This is a genomic window from Candidatus Caldatribacterium saccharofermentans, assembly GCF_050267035.1.
Classification (GTDB): domain Bacteria; phylum Atribacterota; class Atribacteria; order Atribacterales; family Caldatribacteriaceae; genus Caldatribacterium; species Caldatribacterium saccharofermentans.
Window position 1 is genome coordinate 400,353 of sequence record NZ_CP187957.1, and the last position, 16,610, is coordinate 416,962.

Below are 16,610 nucleotides of genomic sequence, written 5' to 3' on the forward strand. Positions count from 1 at the left end.
ACATCACACTCCCTGGAAAGAAAAGGTTGAGGGTAAAAGTTCCCGCAAACGCTGTACCACGAAACGCCCATCCCTTGCCCCGGCGAGCACCTCGATATCCAGCCCAAATTCTGCAAGTGCCTGACGACACAGACCACAGGGGAAGCAGAAGGATTCCCCATCAGAAACCACAGCAATGGCGACAAACTCCCGTGCTCCCTCTGCCACCGCCCTCCCCAGGGCTACCCGCTCGGCACACATGGTCACCCCAAAAGAGGCATTCTCCACGTTGCAACCGGTGAAGATGCGGCCATCCCGGGAAAGGAGTGCTGCCCCTACCCGAAAACGGGAGTACGGAGCATAGGCAAACTCCCGGGCCCTGAGTGCTTGCTCTACAAGCCTTCTCCGGACCTCTTCTTTCCGGTACACCGCAAGGAGTTCTTCGGTTCGCTTCATCATGAGGCGGCGTCGTTCTTCTGTATCGTCATCGTAACCCAGAAGGTGCAAAAGCCCGTGCACCACAAGGAACATGAGTTCTTCGACTAAAGGCACCCCCCGTTCCCTGCTCTGCTCAAGAGCACGGGGCACACAAACGAGAATCTCTCCCCACACCCCATCGGGGTCTTCCCCGTAGAAGAACGAAACCACATCCCCCACAGTGTCCTCATGGAAGAACCGCCGCTTGATATCCCGCATGTGCTCTTCATCGATGAACGTAATAGCCAGAGTCCCTGCCAAATCCTGGTGTTCGCTTGCAAGGACGAATGCCACGAGATTCTGAAGCAGCGCCCGGGAAAGTACCCGCGTCTTCGTCATATTGGTGACCTCAACTCTTCCCATGAACGCTCTCCTCCACAGGTTCAGGATACGGCACCCGGGCGTGAATCATGCCGTTCAAAAAGAGCACAAAGCGGCGGGCAATGCGATTGATGTCCCGCAGGGTCAGGGAGGATTCGTCAAGCTGCCCATCCTCGAGGTATGCCCTGATGATATTCCGCACCGTCATCTCTATCCGGCGCGGGGTAGGATCCTTCATGCTCCGTACCGCCGCCTCAACACTGTCAGCAAGGAAAACGATGGCCTCTTCCGGGGTGCGGGGGAGAGGTCCGGGGTATCGGAAAACGTCCCTGCTGATGTTCCCTCCGCCCATCCGCAGGGCCTTCTCATAAAAGTACCGGACAACGCTTCGACCATGGTGGGACTGAATGATACCCTGCACCTCCCGGGGGAGGCGGAATTTCCGGGCAATCTCAAGACCATCACGGACATGGCCGATGATCACCCGCACGCTGAGATAAGGCGAGAGACGCTCGTGGACGTTGCGGTTTAGATTCGTCTGGTTCTCAATGAAAAACTGGGGCCGTTTGAGTTTCCCGATGTCATGGTAATAGGCCCCGGCACGGGCCAGAAGCGCATTGGCGCCGATTTCCTCAGCAGCAACTTCGGCAAGGTTGGCCACGATGAGGCTGTGGCTGTACGTTCCCGGGGCTTCAAGCATGAGTCTTTTCAGAAGGGGGTGGTTGGGGTTGAGGAGTTCCATCAACCGGACCTCAGTGGTGAGGTGGAAGGTATGCTCAAAAAGCGACACACTCCCGAGAGCAACAACCGAGGCCAGAATACCCCCACTCCCCCCGTACACGAAGAAGGCCAGGGCCTTCCAGAGAGAAAGCCCTTCCTGCAGGGCAAAGAGTATTCCCAAAACCCCGCAGAAAAGCGCAAGCATCTCGCCCACTCTCGTGAAATGTTTCCGTTCTGCCCTCTTTTTGCCAAGAAGAAAAACTGGGGAAAACAGGTGTACAAAGAGCAAAAGTCCCCCAGGAAGGTCCATTCTCCAGGCCCAGAAAAGCAGGGGGAAAAGGAGGAGAGATTCCCCAAGGGCCACCTCCCATCCTGCAAGGGTCAGAAGGACAAGGGGAATGGCCCCAGCGACGAGAAACACTGGAGATACCCGGAGGGTCAAAAGGTGCAGAACCAGGATCCCGCAAACCGTCATCAGACGCATAAAAAGCAGCGTGTTATCTCCAAGAAAAAGGGGTGCGAAGCGGCGGAGGTACAGGTACTCGAGAACCACCACTCCGGCGATGAATATCCCCAGGGACAGAGCTTTCAGGAAACGCCGGCTCTCCCCCACCATGCCCAGCGCCTCAAGGGCTTGAAGGTGCTCCCGGGTGACGATGTCTCCTCTGCGGAGGAGCACCTCACCCCGTCGAATCACCCGCCGCACCGGCTCCAGAGAGGCCAGAATCTGCGCTCTTTTCTCCTGGGTTTTCACCTCATCGACTACGGCGTTGGGACGGAGAAACCTCGTCACCAGAACTCCTGCAACCCACATAGCCTCTCCCGGAAGTCCAGCCTTTTCAATCTCCGTGTTCATCTCAAGAAACACCCTGGCAAGTTCTTCACGGCGAACAGGCTGTGTGAAGAAACGGGTAGCAAAAAGGTCGTAGAGCAATCCCCGGACTGCCTCATAAGCCTCCTTTGGAGCCTCAAGGAGCCAGCGGACTGTGTTTTCCGTGACGTCCCACTTTCGGGAAAAGTTCTCCACAACTTCTGGAAGCGGCGAGAGGGCAGCGGCCCGGATACCCTCAAGACCCACGAAAAACCCGTCCATCTCCTCCTTAACCTGGCGCACCACACCCTCATCCACCCGGTACACCGGGGGGATACCCGCCAGAATCTCCCCCCGGCGCTTCTCCGTCGCCAGGACGTCCACAATCTCCACGTTCTCAGGGGCCACAATGTCCCGGGTGGCCAGCTGACCCTCCCGGATTTCATTCCCCGGCACAAGCAACGTACTCCCAAGAAGGGCAAAAAGCAGGGACCCATAGGCGAGAAACGAGGAAAATCTGGGGGAAAGGAAGGTGCTACCGCCTGGCCATATGCGCCTCAAAGCGCTCATACGCGAGAATAATCTTCTGCACAAGATGGTGCCGCACCACGTCTTTTTCGGTGAGGTACACAAAGGTGATTCCCGGAATGTCCCGGAGAATCTCCTGGACCACGATGAGCCCGGAACGCTTCCCCGGAGGAAGGTCAACCTGGGTGACGTCTCCTGTAACCACGACCTTTGAACCAAAGCCCATTCTCGTCAGGAACATCTTCATCTGCTCGGAGGTCGTGTTCTGTGCCTCGTCAAGGACAATGAAAGAGTCATTGAGGGTTCTCCCACGCATGTACGCCAGAGGAGCCACCTCAATGATTCCCCGCTCGGTGTACCGCTGGAATCGCTCAGGAGAAAGCATTTCGTACAGAGCGTCGTAGAGAGGACGGAGATAGGGCTCGATTTTCTCCTTGAGGTCTCCCGGAAGGTACCCAAGGCTTTCCCCCGCCTCAACCGCGGGCCGCACGAGGACAATGCGGGCCACCTCTTTTCTCTGAAGCGCCGCACAGGCCATGGCCATAGCAAGGTACGTTTTCCCCGTTCCTGCTGGACCAATGCAGAAGGTAATGTCGGAGCTCCGCACCGCCCGAACGTACTGGAGCTGCCCCGGGGTCTTTGCCCGAATGGGCTTGTGAGAAGCGGTAACGAAAATGGTCTCCTCGTCCTTCCACCAGACCTTCTGCGTTTCCCGGAAGCTTGTGGCCATACGGCGAAGGTCTTCCGGTGTGGGCTCAGCTCCCTCCCTAAGGAAATCCACAAGCTCGGTGAGGAACCGTTCCACCAGAGCAAGGTCTTCCTTGCCCTTCCGGCGAACGACAATCGTATCGCCTTCGATGCTCACATCAACCTGAAAAACGCTCTCAATCACCCGCACATTGGCATCAAGGAACCCGAAGAACCTCTGGGCCTCCCTGATGCTCCCCAGAACGAGACGAAACTCCTCATTTTTCAGTGACACTTCTGCAGACAAGCCCCCGTATCACCCCGCTTCCAGAATCTTCCGAACGACTTCCGACACCACTCTACCCTCTGCCCGCCCCTCAACCCGACGCATGACCTCCTTCATCACCTGAGAAAAGGCGGGTTTCTCGGGGAAGGCGGCAAGAACCTCCTGAACAATTGCCACGAGTTCGTCTTCAGTCACCGGAGGAGGAAGGAACTCCGAAATGACGGCAATTTCTTGTTCTGTCCGCTTCACAAGGTCTTCCCGGTTCCCCTGACGAAAGTACGCAAGGCTTTCCTCTCGCCTTTTGATACCCCTGCGCAAAAGCCCAAGGATTTCCGCTTCCTCAAGAGGAGCCCGCTTTTCAATCTCGGCGTTGCGTATCTCCGCAAGGAGAAGGCGTACTGTGTCCAAACGTACAGTATCCCGGGCTTTCAGGGCCGCCTTCATGGCCTCCTGAAGGCGAGCCTTGATCCCACTATCGCTCATTTCTTCTTTCTCCTCCGGGCCTGCTCCCTTTTCCTCCTCCGCTCACTGGGTTTCTCGTAGTGCTCGTGGCGCTTCATCTCTGAGATAATGCCATTTCGCTGGCACTTTTTCCGGAAACGCCGCAACGCCTCATCAAGGCTTTCACCCTGCCCGATACGGACCTCGGTCACTGTCATTCCTCCCCCGCTTTAAAGTACAATCATTATAGGCGATGGGAAAGGGCGTGTCAATTTCCTCCAGGCCTCTCCGGGACCAGTGACCGGGACTCCCACAGGCAAAACCCATGAGGGAGAAAAACGCCCTCTTCTCTACCCAGCAAAAGCGTATACCAGGGATAGAAAAAGCGGTTTTTCCGGGAAGACTCCGGCATGCTGAAGGTGGCAGGGCCTGATCTTAAAGCCCGAGGAAAATCTGAGCAATGCGGAAATAGATGACGACTCCGACGATGTCCACAATGGTGGTGATGACGGGAGTGGCGGCAATGGCAGGGTCAAGGCGCATCTTCTTAAAAAGGACTGGGAGGAAAACGCCGATGAGATTCGAGATGAAAACGATAGCGAAGATGGAAGATCCCACGATGAGTCCAATCAGGGGGGATTCCCGCAGAAACAGCACCCGCAGGACACCAATGCCTCCAAGGAGCACTCCAAGAACTCCTCCGATGATGGTTTCAGAGAGTGCCACCCTCCAGAGAGCCCTTCCCTCAAGCTCTCCGATGGCCAGCCCCCGCACCATAACCGTGGTGGACTGGCTCCCCACATTTCCCCCGGTGTCGATGAGCATGGGGATGAAAAACGACAGTGCCACGATAGTCTGAATCACCTCGGAAAACCCCTGAATGACAAAGCTCGTGACCGTTCCAAGAACAAGCAGCACCGCAAGCCAGATGAAGCGGTTCTTAATCCGGCGGAAAAAGGGGGCATGGAGGTATTCGTCCTCGGTGGTCCGGATAGCGGCAAGGCGGTGGATATCCTCCGTGGCCTCCGCTTCGATGATGTCGATGGCATCGTCAACCGTCACGGCTCCCACAAGGCGCCCTTCCCGATCCACCACGGGAACAGCCAGAAGGTCGTACTTCTGAATAATCTGGGCAACTTTTTCCTGGTCGTCATCGGTGGAAACGAAAATCACTTCCCGGTTCATGATATCCCCGATGCGGTCTTCTGGGTCAGCCAGGACGAGGTCCCGGAGAGTGACGCTCCCCAAAAGGTGCCGTTCAGCATCGGTCACATAGGCAGTGTAGGAGAGCTCTTCTGGAGGGTTCAAACGCCGGAAACGCTTGAGTGCTTGCTCCACCGTGTAGTACTCCTTGAGGTCCACCACCCGGGGGTTCATGATGCGGCCAGCGCTGTTCTCAGGATACCCAAGCATGCTCGCCGCGATGTCCCGCTGTGCTGGCTCAAGGAGGTTGAGGAGCTTCTTCACCACCTTCGCCGGGAGTTCGTCGAAAAGCTCCATCCGGTCGTCGGGAGACATCTGGTTGAGGATCTCGGCAACCTTCCCATCGGTGAAGTGGTGGAGGAGATTCTCCTGGTGCTCGAAATCAAGTTGCTCGAAAACGGCAATGGCCAGGTCCTTCTTGAGGAGCCTGAAGAGCATGACCTGCTTCTGGGGGTCAAGAAGCCCCATGAGTTCGGCGATGTCTGCAGGATGAAGGGTGTTCACCTCTTGCTTGACCTCGTTGTACCGGCCCTCCTCAAGAAGGCCTGCAATCCGTTCCACAAGAGGGAGAAAATCCTGGCGCACGATTTCGATGTCCATGGCTTTTCACCTCAGGATGTCCTGGCCTTGAGCGTTCTCCTCGCAGGCTTCAAGGGCAGTGCTTGAGAGGATAAGCCCCTTCCACTCCCACCCATAGCGCCCTTCAGCAAGCACAAGGTACAGAATATTGTACTCCGGATCCCCCCATCCCTCAACCCGTAAAACCCAGGTATCATCCCGGGGCTTAAGGTCTTCCGAAACCACAAGCTGTGAGGATTTCGGGAGGTACTGGGCCATGTACTCCAGGGCCTTCTCAGGGTCATCCACGTCAAACTCGCTGAAGTTCACCCCGCTCCAGAAGTCTCCCCTTTTCACAAGCTCCCTGAGTGCCGCAAGGTCTCTGCCTCTTAGGGCTTTTGCCAGGGCATGGGCAAGCTCTTCCTTGCTCTTTGTTCCCACCTTTGGCTCGGTGAGGTACACCATCCGGAGCCTTGCCCAGCGTTCGAAGAACGAACCCGGGGCCTTTTCTGCCACCGCTTTATAGATTTCCAGCGCCTCTTCAATCTTCCCTGCCTTCTCGTAGCAGGACCCAAGCGCCATTTCTGCCTGGAGGCGCTCTTCAGGGTCTCCTGAGAGGTCCACAAGCTCCCTGTAGACCTCAAGGGCCCTGAGGTAATCCTTCTTGCGGTGCTCAAGGTGGTAAGCAAGGTCCGAGAGCACCTGGAACCGCAACGCGAAGGGGTCGTCCTGGGGGAGATGGTCCCTGAGCTCTTCGAGGATCGCAAAGGCTTTCTCGAAGTTCCCCCGCTCTTCCTCGTGCTTGGCAATCCAGTAGCGGAAAAGATGTGACCGGGGCGTTTCGGGAAAGCGAGCGATATACCCCTGGAGCACGGCAATGGCTTCACCGGTTTCACCTTTTTCAGAAAGCAGGGAGTCGAGAATCTCCACGGCTACCCCAAGGCGCTCTTCATCTTTCTCGCTCTCCACGAAAGACCGAAGAAGCGCTATGGCCTGGTCGACGTTCCCCATTTCAAGCAGAAGCTGTGCCTGGTCGATAGGGTCAAGCGCCCAGGCCACTTCAAAACACCCGAGGAGCACTCCAAAAACCACAAGAACAGCCATGTTTTTCCTTCTCACGCTTTCGCCTCCTTAAAAATCGGCCGAAGGCAGGATGATATTCGAGATGCCAGGGAAAAGGGGTCCGTAACCTTCCGGTGGTCGAGTTCTACAAGGTCCCCACCAAGGAGTCGAAAGCCCTGCTGTCCAGAAAGCAAAGCCAGGTCGGCGAAGACTTCCTCCAGGTGCTCAGAAGTAGCCCCCGAGGGGAAATGCGCGACCTCCGGGAACCCAAAATCTACATCCCAGGAGAGATAGAAAAAGCCAGGGGGAAGCGCGAAGAGTCGATCCCGGATTTTCGGCCATTCCTTGAAATTCGAACACACAAAGAGCCGGTCTTCGGGGAAACCTTCCCGTCGCAGGAGATATGCCAGGAAGTTTCCCCGGTGGATGGGAAAAGATACCTCACAGGAAGCAAAAAGGTCAAGGTGGGCATCAAGGACGAGAAGATACGGTAGCACTGAGGTTCTTCGTATAAGACCGGCCACCACCCCTCCCGTGAGGGCGTGGTCCTGACCGACGAAGAACAGCGGATAGGCGAAAACCCTCGGGGCAAGATAAGCCGCAACCCGCTTTCCCACAAGAAACGGTTCTCCCTCAAGGGCATCGGGGACAATGCAATGAGCCCTCATCAGGCGACTCAGAGCAAAGGCGAACTCAAAAAGACGCTTCCCTTTCCCCAGAAGAACGATCACCCGTGTCTTCTTCATTGTGCCCTCCTTAACCATTATATACCCCATGGGGTATAATAGGGAGACGTGCCAGGAGGAAAGCCATGGACCAAACGTTCTTCAAACTCCAAGAAGCCCTTACCCAACCAGGGTGCTTCCTGTGCCGGCTGGAGGAAGACCACGGCAGGCGTTTCCTTGAAGGGCTCTTCTACGAGTTCGTGAACGACAGTACCGTGCGGCACAAACTCCTTGCAGGGGGGTTCTGCCCTGATCACGCCCGGATGCTCTTCACGCTCCGCCCCTCAGTTCTTGGCATTGCCATCGTCCTGCAAAACCTCCTGCAGCACTATCTCGACGGAGGAAAACGGCCAGACCCTGCCCATTGTCTCGTCTGCCAGAACTGGAGGGAACACCTGCAGCATCTTGTCCATCTCCTCCACACTCGCTGGGAAAGCCTGCGAAACTCCTGGGGAGAGGAAACGTTCCTTTGCACCAGGCACCTTGAGGAATTCTCAGGGGCTTTTCGTCTCGAGCTCGAAGAAGTAGTGCACCGGAAGCTCTCCGGGATACTCGGCCACCTCTCCCACTTCGTAGAAAAATTCGACTACCACAACACAGGCCTCCCCATTACTCCTCAGGAGGCCCGTTCCTGGCAGGAAGCCCTGGAGTTTTTCGCAGGACGCAAACTCCAGAGGGATTAGAAAGGTTTCTCCGGAACCTTCTGCCAGTCCTCGAGAAAGCGGGCAAGGCCAACGTCGGTGAGGGGGTGTTTCACCACCTGCATCATAACGGCAAAGGGCATGGTGACAATGTGGGCCCCAAGTCTTGCCGCCTCAAGAACATGCATGGGATGGCGGACCGAAGCCACGATGACTTCTGTCGTGTACCCGTAGTGGCGGAAAATCTCGAGGATATCGGCCACAAGACGCATACCGTAACCTGCCACATCGTCAAGGCGCCCCACAAACGGGCTCACGTATGCCGCCCCAGCCTTGGCCGCAAGGAGGGCCTGAAGGGGCTGGAAAACGAGGGTGGTGTTCACGCGAATGCCTTCCCGGGATAGCACCCGGATGGCCTTCAGCCCCTCCGGAGTGAGCGGGACCTTGACGACGATATTGGGAGCCCACGAGGCGAGCTCCCTCCCCTCCCGGATCATACCCTCAGCATTCGTGCTCACCACTTCTGCGGAAACCGGACCGGGAACAAGCCGGCAGATTTCGAGGATAACGTCCTTGAAGGGACGACCAGTTCTGGCCACAAGCGTGGGATTGGTCGTGACCCCATCGAGGATCCCAAGGGAGAGCGCCTCACGAATCTCCGCAACGTCCGCGGTATCGATGAAGAACTTCATCGCCAGCACCCCCACCCCAAAGACACGAAAGCCTGGGGGAACTCCCCCCAGGCTTTGAGATCAGGCTTTCCCGGCACTCCCAAGGAGCTTGCACTTTTCGACGTACATCTTCTTGAGCTCTTCCCGGGCAGGACCGAGGTACTTGCGAGGGTCAAACTCCTCAGGATGCTCGGCGAGGTACTTCCGGACCATGGCAGTGAAGACCAACCGACCATCGGAGTCGATGTTGACTTTCCGCACCCCAAGCTGAATGGCTCGGCGAATCTGGTCCTCTGGAACCCCGGCGGTGTTCTCGAGTTTTCCACCGTACCTGTTGATAATGTCCACGTACTCTTGAAGGACCGAAGAGGCCCCATGGAGCACGATGGGGAAACCGGGGAGACGACGCTGGACTTCCTCAAGGATGTCAAAACGGAGTTCTGGGAAGGGCTCTCCAGGCTTCAGTTTGAACTTGTACGCTCCATGGGATGTCCCGATGGAAATGGCGAGGCTATCCACCCCAGTCCGGGCCACGAAGTCCTCAACCTCTTCAGGACGGGTGTAGTGGCTCCTCTCGGCAACCACATGTTCCTCGATGCCGGCAAGGACTCCGAGCTCCCCCTCCACCGTTACCCCGTGGTCGTGGGCGTACTCGACGACTTTCCTCGTCAGGGCCACGTTCTCCTCGTAAGGCAGGTGCGACCCGTCAATCATGACGTTAGAAAAACCGTTATCGATACAGGACTTACAGAGTTCAAACGAGTCTCCGTGGTCCAGGTTGAGAACAATTGGGATGTTGCTCCCCATCTCCCGGGCCATCTGGACGGCCCCAGGAACCATGTAGCGCAGAAGGGTCTGATTGGCGTACTGCCGGGCGCCCTTGGAGATCTGGAGAATCACCGGAGAATTGCATTCCACACAGGCCATGATAATCGCCTGGAGCTGCTCCATGTTGTTGAAGTTGAACCCCGGAATGGCGTACTTCCCTTCATTGGCTTTCTGGAACAGCTCCTTCGTGTTCACCAGGCCGAGTTCCGTGTAATGTACCGGCATAGCACTTCCTCCCTCTAGAGAATGATTCACCTTTTTGTCCCTTCACCATATTTTACCCCCTTTTCCTCCGGGGAAAAGACCTCCTGTGAACTTTTCTCGAGCCGAAACCTTCGCACAAGACCCTCGAGGTTTGCCGCAAGACGCGTGAGTTCCTCAACCGCCGAGCGAATCTCTTCTAAAGACGCGCTCTGTTCCTCGGTGGATGCCGAGACCTCCTCGCTTGAGGCGGCGTTCTCTTCAGCCACCGAGGCGATGGAGGAGAGGCTCTCGGAAATGTTCTGGATATCCTGGGCGATGTCCTCGATGAGCTTCGCGTTTTCCAGAGAAAGCGCAAGGACTTCCTCCTCGCTCTTTTTCGTCGTCTCCTGGACCTTCTGGGCTACATCAAAGGAGGAAGCAAGGGCTTTCGTCTGGTCCATCACTCCCTGCATGGCTGAGAGGATGTGCTCGAAGCTCTTCACCACCTCATCCGTCTGGGATACTCCTGCCATCACCTGGGACTCTGCCTTCTCCATCCGCTCCACCGCCCGGCGAGTATCGCCCTGGATTTCCCGGATGAGGTTTGCAATCTGCTGTGCAGCCTGAGCAGAGCTTTCGGCGAGTTTCCGCACTTCCTCGGCCACCACGGCAAAGCCCCGTCCTGCCTCTCCGGCTCTTGCAGCCTCAATAGCAGCGTTCAGGGCAAGGAGGTTCGTCTGCTCCGCAATACCCGTGATGAGGTCGACAATCTTCCCGATTTCCTGGGAACGGCCTTCCAGGGCCTCGATGCTTTCGGCCACTTCTTTTGAGACCTGCGCTAAAGACATGACGCTTTCCCGAAGAGCGGCAAGGAGCTTCTGTCCCTCCCGGGCCTCCGTCTCGGTCCTCTTCCCTGCCTCAGACACCGACTGAATCCCCAGGGCTATGCGCTCCAGGGCCGCGAAGCTCTCTCGGAACTGCTCCCCCATCTCCTGGAGAAGATGCACGTTCTTCTCTGTGGCCTTTTTGAGGTTTTCGGCCCGTTCCCGAACCCGCCGGGCTCGTTCCGCAACGTTTTGCAGGTCTTCACTCTGGCGAGTGGAGCCCTGGGCAACCTGCGAAACGGTCTTTGCGATCTCCTGAGTCGCCCTGGCCACTTCCTCAACCGAGGCAAAAAGCTCTGTGCTTGAGGAGGAAAGGAATGACGCTCCCTGGAGGATTTCCCGCACAAGACTTCGGAGGTTCTCAACCATCGCCACAAAGGCCTGAGCCAGAAGCCCTACCTCATCCCGCACCCGTTGCCCTATTTCCTGGATACTCTCCATATCCACCCCCAGGTCACCCTGAGCCACCTGCTGGACGATACCCGTAACCTTTCGAATTCCCAGAGCAATGCGCCCTGAGAGGAGGAGGGAGAAGAACCCCACAAGGACTCCGGCAACGACGATCACAACGATGATGAGATTCCGCATGCTGAAAATGGGGGCGTAGATTTCCCGGTGAGGGGCTGTGGCCACAACGTACCAGCCGGCCACCTCCACAGGAGCAAAAGCCGCAGCTTTGGACACTCCCTCGTAAGTATAGTGGGCAACTCCTTGTTGCTTTGCAAACATCTCCTTCCCGAAAGCATTCAGAGCCTCAGAAGACCCGGAAAGAACGCTCTCTTTGAGGACCTTCTCCGGATTGGGATGAGAAACAATGGTTCCTGTCTGGTCCACAAGGTACCCGTAACCTGTTTCCCCAGTTTTCAGAGTGGCAACAAGGGCGTCGAGCTCCTCCACTGGAACCTGGTTCCCCATGGCCCCGATGAACTTCTCATTTACTATGGTAGGGACAAGAATATTCACCACCCGTTTCCCCGTTTCCGGAGAGATAAAAACCCGGGAAATCTGGGGAGCCTGGGTCTCCACCACTTTCAGAAAGGCAGGGTCGTTGCTGAGATCAACCTCTTTCCCTGTTCCATCGGAACCTGTGCCATCTTTGTTCACCCAGTAACTCCGCTCCGCCAGCGGGTCCTTTCCCCCTCCTTTGATGTTGGCGATTTTGGTCTCAAACCAGAGGTCCAGTCCATGGGCTACCGAGCTGGCCATGGTGAGGAGCTGTTCCTCATAGGCCTTTGAGAGGGATTTCTGGAAAACGGAAAGTCCGTACAGAGCAAGAAACACAAGGGGAACAAGAGCAAAGACCAGGAACCACAAAAGCAACCTGCCCTGAAGACTCCTGCGCATGAACCTTTACCCTCCTTTCTTTTCCTTCTCCTGCTTATCGGCACTTTCCGGGAAAACTTTAGCGAACCTCTTCAAAAAGCGTCCGGAAAACATCCCGCAGGGGGAGGGCCTGTTCCTCGCGGACCCGGGGGAGGAAGACAAAGGTTGCCACAAAGCGAAGGAGGGCAGAAAGGAGAAAGACCACATAGTAGGGCGAAAAATGCACCCCAAGACCCTCCATGAAGCAAGCCACAGAGGGCGCCAGGTATTCAAGGACGGCCCCACCAGCAATGTACCCCAGGGCATTGCCGAAAACCCCAAGGAAGAGGTTCAAAACGGCGATGTAGAAAGAACGATGGAGGTCCGGTGAAAGCTTCAGCGCGAGGTTGTTCACCGTAAGGTCAATGGCTGGCCAGAAGATTCCTGCCAGAATCTGAATCACAAGCACAATCGGTCGCCAGTTCGCTTCCGTTGTGAGGCACCAGAGAAGCGGCAGGAAAGAAGCCACTGAGGTGGCAAGAAGCGCAACAGGGATATTCCCAAAACGGTCGGTGAGGCGGCCGAAAAGGCGTATGGAAAAGAGGGTCGTGCAGTTTGCCACTGCCTGAACGTAGAGGGCAATATGGAAGAAATCCATGTGGAGGTCCCGAATCATGTACAGATTGAAAAAGGGGGAGGCAACGTTGAACGCAAAGTACCAGAAAACGGCAAAGAGGAGGAACCGAAAAAAAGGAGGATGGGCAAAAACCTCGCGGAAAAAGTGGATGATGCTTCCCCGGTATTCTTCCTCATACCTCATGGGAGGATCCTGAACCCGAACAAAACAGAGGATATCCAGAATCCCCAGAGCCGCTGCCAGGGCGATGACCACCGAAAACCCTGTCCCCCGGGAAACAGTGTCCAGAAACCATCCGATGCAGAGGCCACTCACAAGCGACGAAATCGTCCCGAGGAGGCTCCGGTGCCCGAAGAACCTTCCCCGAAGCTCCAGGGGAACGAGGTCGGCCACCCAGGACATGAAACTCACCGCAAGGAATGCCCCTCCACAGGCAGTGCAAAGGAGAAGCCCTGCAAAGGACCCAAAGAGCACCCGGCGGTTGCTGACCCAGAGAGGTAGAAGGGCCACGAAAAGCCAGGGAACGCGGTTGGCAAAACCACCAAGGAGAAAGGCGAGTTTCCGCCTTCTAGTCCTTTCGAGCACCAGGGAGGCAAAGACCTGCAACGCTCCACCAAGAACCGGCAGGGCAAGGAGAAAGGCGTAGAGAAGGTCCCCAAAGCCTAAAGCGTTGGCGAACCCGGCGATAGGAGCACCGGTAGTGACGTTGACGAAAACGATGCCAAAGACAACTCCTAAGGTGACAAACCTGAGGTCATTGCGAAGTTTTGGGTCCCTGACGCTTTGAGCGACATCTCGACTCAGGAGAGAGAACATGGACTATTGCTGATCCCGTTGTTCCTCGTTTTCCCGCCGTTCCTCTTTTGGTTTCTCCCCTTCAGGCCTTCCCTCAAGCCTCTGCAGAAGCTCCAACGCCCTGCGAATCTTGCGGTCCACAAGGTCGTTGAGGGTTCCCTCCTCAAAGGTTCCGTCTTCTTGTCGCTTCCCCGCAGGAATCCCCGTGAGAATCTCCATGGCTTCATCGACTGAAGACACGGCGTACACGTGGAACCTGCCTTCCCGAACTGCCGCAACCACTTCTTCATCAAGCATCAGGTGCTGCACGTTGCTTTTGGGGATGATAACCCCCTGGGTTCCGGTGAGACCTTTCATCTTGCAGGCCCGGAAGAACCCTTCGATTTTCTGGTTCACCCCACCGATGGCCTGGACCTCGCCCTTCTGGTTGATGGAACCGGTGACGGCGATATCCTGTCTGAGAGGAACCCCCGCAAGGTCCGAGAGAATGGCACAGGCCTCCGCTAAAGAGGCACTATCGCCTTCCACCCCCTCGTAAGACTGCTCAAAGCAGATGCTCGCAGCAATGGAGAGGGGCTTATCCTGGGCGTAACGGTACCCCAGGTAGCCGCTCATGATGAGCACACCCTTGTCGTGGATGCGACCGCTCAGGCGGGACTCTCGCTCAATGTTCACCACACCCTGCCGGCCAAGATACGTCCGGGCCGTGATACGGGATGGCCGACCAAAGCTGAAATCCCCAAGGTCATAGACTGCAAGACCGTTCACCTGCCCCACGACCGCGCCCTCAGTGTCGATGAGCAGAACATCCTCTTTGATGAACTCGTCAATTTTTTCCGCAAGGAGATTCAGTCGTTTTTCCCGAGACTCCAGAGCCCTCACCACATGGCGATCGTAGACCCGTTCGGCCCTCTCCTCCCGGGCCCAGAAGTCGGCCTCGAGAACGATGTCTCGCAAAACCCCAAAACGGGTGGTGAGCTTCCCCTTGTGGGACACCATCCGGGCAGCGTGTTCAAGGAGTTTCGCTACCCCGCTGCGGTCGAAGGGTAAAAGTCCCTCTTCAAGGCAGAGGCGGCGGATGAAACAGGCAAAAGCAGCCACGATATCCTGGCTTTTCCGAATCTCATAATCAAACTCCACCTTCACCTTGAAGAGGTCCCGGAAGTCCTCATCAAAAATGGTGAGCAGTCGGTAAACGTACTCGTCCCCGATGAGGATGACCTTTGCATCAAACGGCAGAGGATCAGGGCGCAAACCCTGAGGCACGATGAGGCCAAAGTGCTCAAAGGGGTCCTCCATGCGGATTTCCCGGTTTTTCAGAACCCTCTTGAGCCCCTCCCAGACGCCAGGGTTCACAATGAGGTCCCGGAAGTACATGATGACATAGCCGCCATTGGCCTGGTGCAGGGACCCTGCTTTGAGCATGGTGTGGTCACTGAAATACGTTCCCATGAAGGCCCGCCGCTCAATTCGCCCGAAGAGATTGGTCCAGGTGGGATGGGTTTCGAGAATTACAGGAGGGGTTTCAGTGGCAGAATTATCCACAAAGACGTTCACCTTGAAGGGCAAAAAGGGGTCCTGGAAACGCTGGTACGGGGCAAGGTGCTGCGGCTGGGCAGGGGTTTCCTGAGAATCCCGGAAAATATGGAGGTACGAGAGGGTGAACTGCTTGAGGCTGGTGAGGAATTCGGTAACTTCAGGGAAATCGGCATACCGGTCAAGGAGCTCCCTGAAAAGGGGTGTAATAGTGAAATCGGCAATCCGGGTATCGAGCTCGGCCACCCGACTCTTGAAGTCCATTTCGAGCTGGTGAATCCGCTCAAAAACCTCGTTGATGCGGTTCAGGAGCTTCTGGCGGCGGGTCTCGATGACCTCCTTTTCCGCTTCGCTCAAGGCAAGGTACTGCTCCTGGGTCATAGGCTTCCCCTCATAAAGTGGGACGAGGATAGGACCCATGGAGGTCATCCGGAAGGCAAAACCCTCCTCAAGCGCCTCTCGCTCAAGTTCCTGAAGGATTTGTCGATGGCGTTTCTGGTGTTCATCAATGAGGATCTGACGCTGGTTCTTGTACTCATCACTGGAGAAAGCCTTGGGGATGATTTCCCTGAGATTTTTGAGCAACGTCTCAAGAAGGCGGGCAAAAGTCCTTCCCTCCCCCCGGGGGAAGCGAAGCACCCTGGGGCGGTCAGGATTGTCAAAGTTGAAAACGTAGCACCAGTCCATGACCGGAGGAAGAAGACCGGCTTTCTTCCTCTCTTCAAGGATACGTTCGATACAGGCTCGAACGGCTGCCGCCCTTCCCGTACCACTTGGTCCTACCACAAAGAGGTTGTATCCAGGGCGATCCATTCGAAGGCCAAACTCAATCGCCGCAAAGGCCCGATCCTGCCCCACAAACCCCTGGAGCCCTTCGAGCTCGTCCGTGCACTCAAAGGGAAAAGTTGCCGGGTCACAGGTCCACCGCAAATCCTCTGGTCGGAGACGGTACTTTGAGAGATCAACCTTCTCCATAGAAATCCCTACAGCTCCACGGAAACGGCCTTCACGTTGCCGATGGCTTCAAGAGCACTTCTGAGCTTCTCAACCTCTTCAGGGCCTCCCACAATCTCAAGAACAATGAGTCCTTCATCTCTTTCGTCACACTCAGAGGCGAACTCATGGAGACCAAGGCGGGTTCTGATGTTACAGCCGTACTGCGTTAAAACCTCCTGGACCCGTACCGCTGTTTTTGGCCGATCTCCCACCTTCACGAGGAGAATCCTCGCCACAGAAGCCACCTCCTCAGGTCTTTGGGGATATTATACGCCATGCAGGCCAAAAGAGAAACGGAGTATGTTCTCGCAGCTTCCCCTTGCAAAGCGCCTCTGTGAA

15 protein-coding genes are annotated in these 16,610 nt (G+C 56.4%); 1 reads left to right on the forward strand and 14 read right to left on the reverse strand.

All coding sequences use genetic code 11. From position 1 onward, the window contains the following. Window positions 1–3: 3 nt before the first annotated feature. The 8 genes from ACPT9Q_RS02045 to ACPT9Q_RS02080 all read right to left on the reverse strand — a co-directional run bounded on the left by ACPT9Q_RS02045 (window position 4) and on the right by ACPT9Q_RS02080 (window position 7,819). Complete coding sequence (locus ACPT9Q_RS02045; RefSeq protein WP_017872621.1) at window positions 4–819, reverse strand: cytidine deaminase; 816 nt, start codon at window positions 817–819, stop codon at window positions 4–6. Continuing rightward, complete coding sequence (locus ACPT9Q_RS02050; RefSeq protein WP_427366086.1) at window positions 806–2,764, reverse strand: HD family phosphohydrolase; 1,959 nt, start codon at window positions 2,762–2,764, stop codon at window positions 806–808. The genes ACPT9Q_RS02045 and ACPT9Q_RS02050 overlap by 14 nt, the downstream gene beginning before the upstream one ends. A 79-nt stretch (window positions 2,765–2,843) precedes the next feature. Further along, a complete protein-coding gene (locus ACPT9Q_RS02055) occupies window positions 2,844–3,818 on the reverse strand; it encodes a PhoH family protein (protein WP_427366087.1) in 975 nt (324 codons plus the stop codon). A gap of 21 nt (window positions 3,819–3,839) precedes the next feature. Further along, window positions 3,840–4,292 (reverse strand): GatB/YqeY domain-containing protein, encoded by a 453-nt coding sequence (locus tag ACPT9Q_RS02060; protein ID WP_017872617.1) that lies wholly within the window; start codon window positions 4,290–4,292, stop codon window positions 3,840–3,842. Then, window positions 4,289–4,462, reverse strand: coding sequence for a 30S ribosomal protein S21 (gene rpsU, locus ACPT9Q_RS02065; protein WP_017872616.1), 174 nt, complete (start codon window positions 4,460–4,462; stop codon window positions 4,289–4,291). The genes ACPT9Q_RS02060 and rpsU overlap by 4 nt, the downstream gene beginning before the upstream one ends. 223 nt (window positions 4,463–4,685) lie before the next feature. Next, complete coding sequence (gene mgtE / locus ACPT9Q_RS02070) at window positions 4,686–6,053, reverse strand: magnesium transporter (protein ID WP_017872615.1); 1,368 nt, start codon at window positions 6,051–6,053, stop codon at window positions 4,686–4,688. Between the two features lie 6 nt (window positions 6,054–6,059). Then, window positions 6,060–7,130, reverse strand: a complete 1,071-nt coding sequence (locus ACPT9Q_RS02075; RefSeq protein ID WP_427366088.1) for a tetratricopeptide repeat protein — start codon at window positions 7,128–7,130, stop codon at window positions 6,060–6,062. After that, window positions 7,127–7,819, reverse strand: a complete 693-nt coding sequence (locus tag ACPT9Q_RS02080; protein ID WP_427366089.1) for a hypothetical protein — start codon at window positions 7,817–7,819, stop codon at window positions 7,127–7,129. The genes ACPT9Q_RS02075 and ACPT9Q_RS02080 overlap by 4 nt, the downstream gene beginning before the upstream one ends. A gap of 65 nt (window positions 7,820–7,884) precedes the next feature. On the opposite strand from ACPT9Q_RS02080, the gene ACPT9Q_RS02085 reads away from it, so the two are divergent. After that, a complete protein-coding gene (locus tag ACPT9Q_RS02085; protein ID WP_427366090.1) occupies window positions 7,885–8,481 on the forward strand; it encodes a DUF6062 family protein in 597 nt (198 codons plus the stop codon). On the opposite strand, the gene fsa is transcribed toward ACPT9Q_RS02085, so the two are convergent. Genes fsa through ACPT9Q_RS02115 form a run of 6 tightly spaced genes read right to left on the reverse strand, consistent with a single transcriptional unit; the run spans window position 8,478 to window position 16,507 of the window. Next, on the reverse strand, window positions 8,478–9,131 hold the full coding sequence (gene fsa / locus ACPT9Q_RS02090; protein ID WP_427366091.1) for a fructose-6-phosphate aldolase: 654 nt from the start codon (window positions 9,129–9,131) through the stop codon (window positions 8,478–8,480). The two genes, ACPT9Q_RS02085 and fsa, sit on opposite strands and share 4 nt — an antisense overlap. A gap of 60 nt (window positions 9,132–9,191) precedes the next feature. Then, entirely contained in the window at window positions 9,192–10,163 is a 972-nt protein-coding gene (locus ACPT9Q_RS02095) for a class II fructose-bisphosphate aldolase (protein ID WP_427366092.1), read from the reverse strand. A 26-nt stretch (window positions 10,164–10,189) separates the two neighbouring features. Next, entirely contained in the window at window positions 10,190–12,349 is a 2,160-nt protein-coding gene (locus ACPT9Q_RS02100) for a methyl-accepting chemotaxis protein (protein WP_017872609.1), read from the reverse strand. A gap of 58 nt (window positions 12,350–12,407) precedes the next feature. Then, window positions 12,408–13,760: an MFS transporter gene (locus tag ACPT9Q_RS02105; protein WP_427366093.1), complete on the reverse strand. Its 1,353-nt coding sequence runs from the start codon at window positions 13,758–13,760 to the stop codon at window positions 12,408–12,410. 3 nt (window positions 13,761–13,763) lie between these two features. Beyond that, the gene (locus ACPT9Q_RS02110) at window positions 13,764–16,250 is read right to left on the reverse strand and encodes a Lon protease family protein (RefSeq protein WP_427366094.1); all 2,487 of its coding nucleotides are present in this window, start codon (window positions 16,248–16,250) and stop codon (window positions 13,764–13,766) included. An 8-nt stretch (window positions 16,251–16,258) separates the two neighbouring features. Further along, complete coding sequence (locus ACPT9Q_RS02115; protein WP_017872606.1) at window positions 16,259–16,507, reverse strand: hypothetical protein; 249 nt, start codon at window positions 16,505–16,507, stop codon at window positions 16,259–16,261. Window positions 16,508–16,610 lie beyond the last annotated feature (103 nt).

Excerpts from the sequence above, each read along its gene's own strand:
- ACPT9Q_RS02045 (WP_017872621.1), bottom strand. The coding sequence starts at position 819 with ATGGGAAGAGTTGAGGTCACCAATATGACGAAGACGCGGGTACTTTCC.
- ACPT9Q_RS02060 (WP_017872617.1), bottom strand. The coding sequence starts at position 4,292 with ATGAGCGATAGTGGGATCAAGGCTCGCCTTCAGGAGGCCATGAAGGCG.
- mgtE (WP_017872615.1), bottom strand. The coding sequence starts at position 6,053 with ATGGACATCGAAATCGTGCGCCAGGATTTTCTCCCTCTTGTGGAACGG.
- ACPT9Q_RS02080 (WP_427366089.1), bottom strand. The coding sequence starts at position 7,819 with ATGAAGAAGACACGGGTGATCGTTCTTCTGGGGAAAGGGAAGCGTCTT.
- ACPT9Q_RS02085 (WP_427366090.1), top strand. The coding sequence starts at position 7,885 with ATGGACCAAACGTTCTTCAAACTCCAAGAAGCCCTTACCCAACCAGGG.
- fsa (WP_427366091.1), bottom strand. The coding sequence starts at position 9,131 with ATGAAGTTCTTCATCGATACCGCGGACGTTGCGGAGATTCGTGAGGCG.
- ACPT9Q_RS02095 (WP_427366092.1), bottom strand. The coding sequence starts at position 10,163 with ATGCCGGTACATTACACGGAACTCGGCCTGGTGAACACGAAGGAGCTG.
- ACPT9Q_RS02100 (WP_017872609.1), bottom strand. The coding sequence starts at position 12,349 with ATGCGCAGGAGTCTTCAGGGCAGGTTGCTTTTGTGGTTCCTGGTCTTT.
- ACPT9Q_RS02105 (WP_427366093.1), bottom strand. The coding sequence starts at position 13,760 with ATGTTCTCTCTCCTGAGTCGAGATGTCGCTCAAAGCGTCAGGGACCCA.
- ACPT9Q_RS02110 (WP_427366094.1), bottom strand. The coding sequence starts at position 16,250 with ATGGAGAAGGTTGATCTCTCAAAGTACCGTCTCCGACCAGAGGATTTG.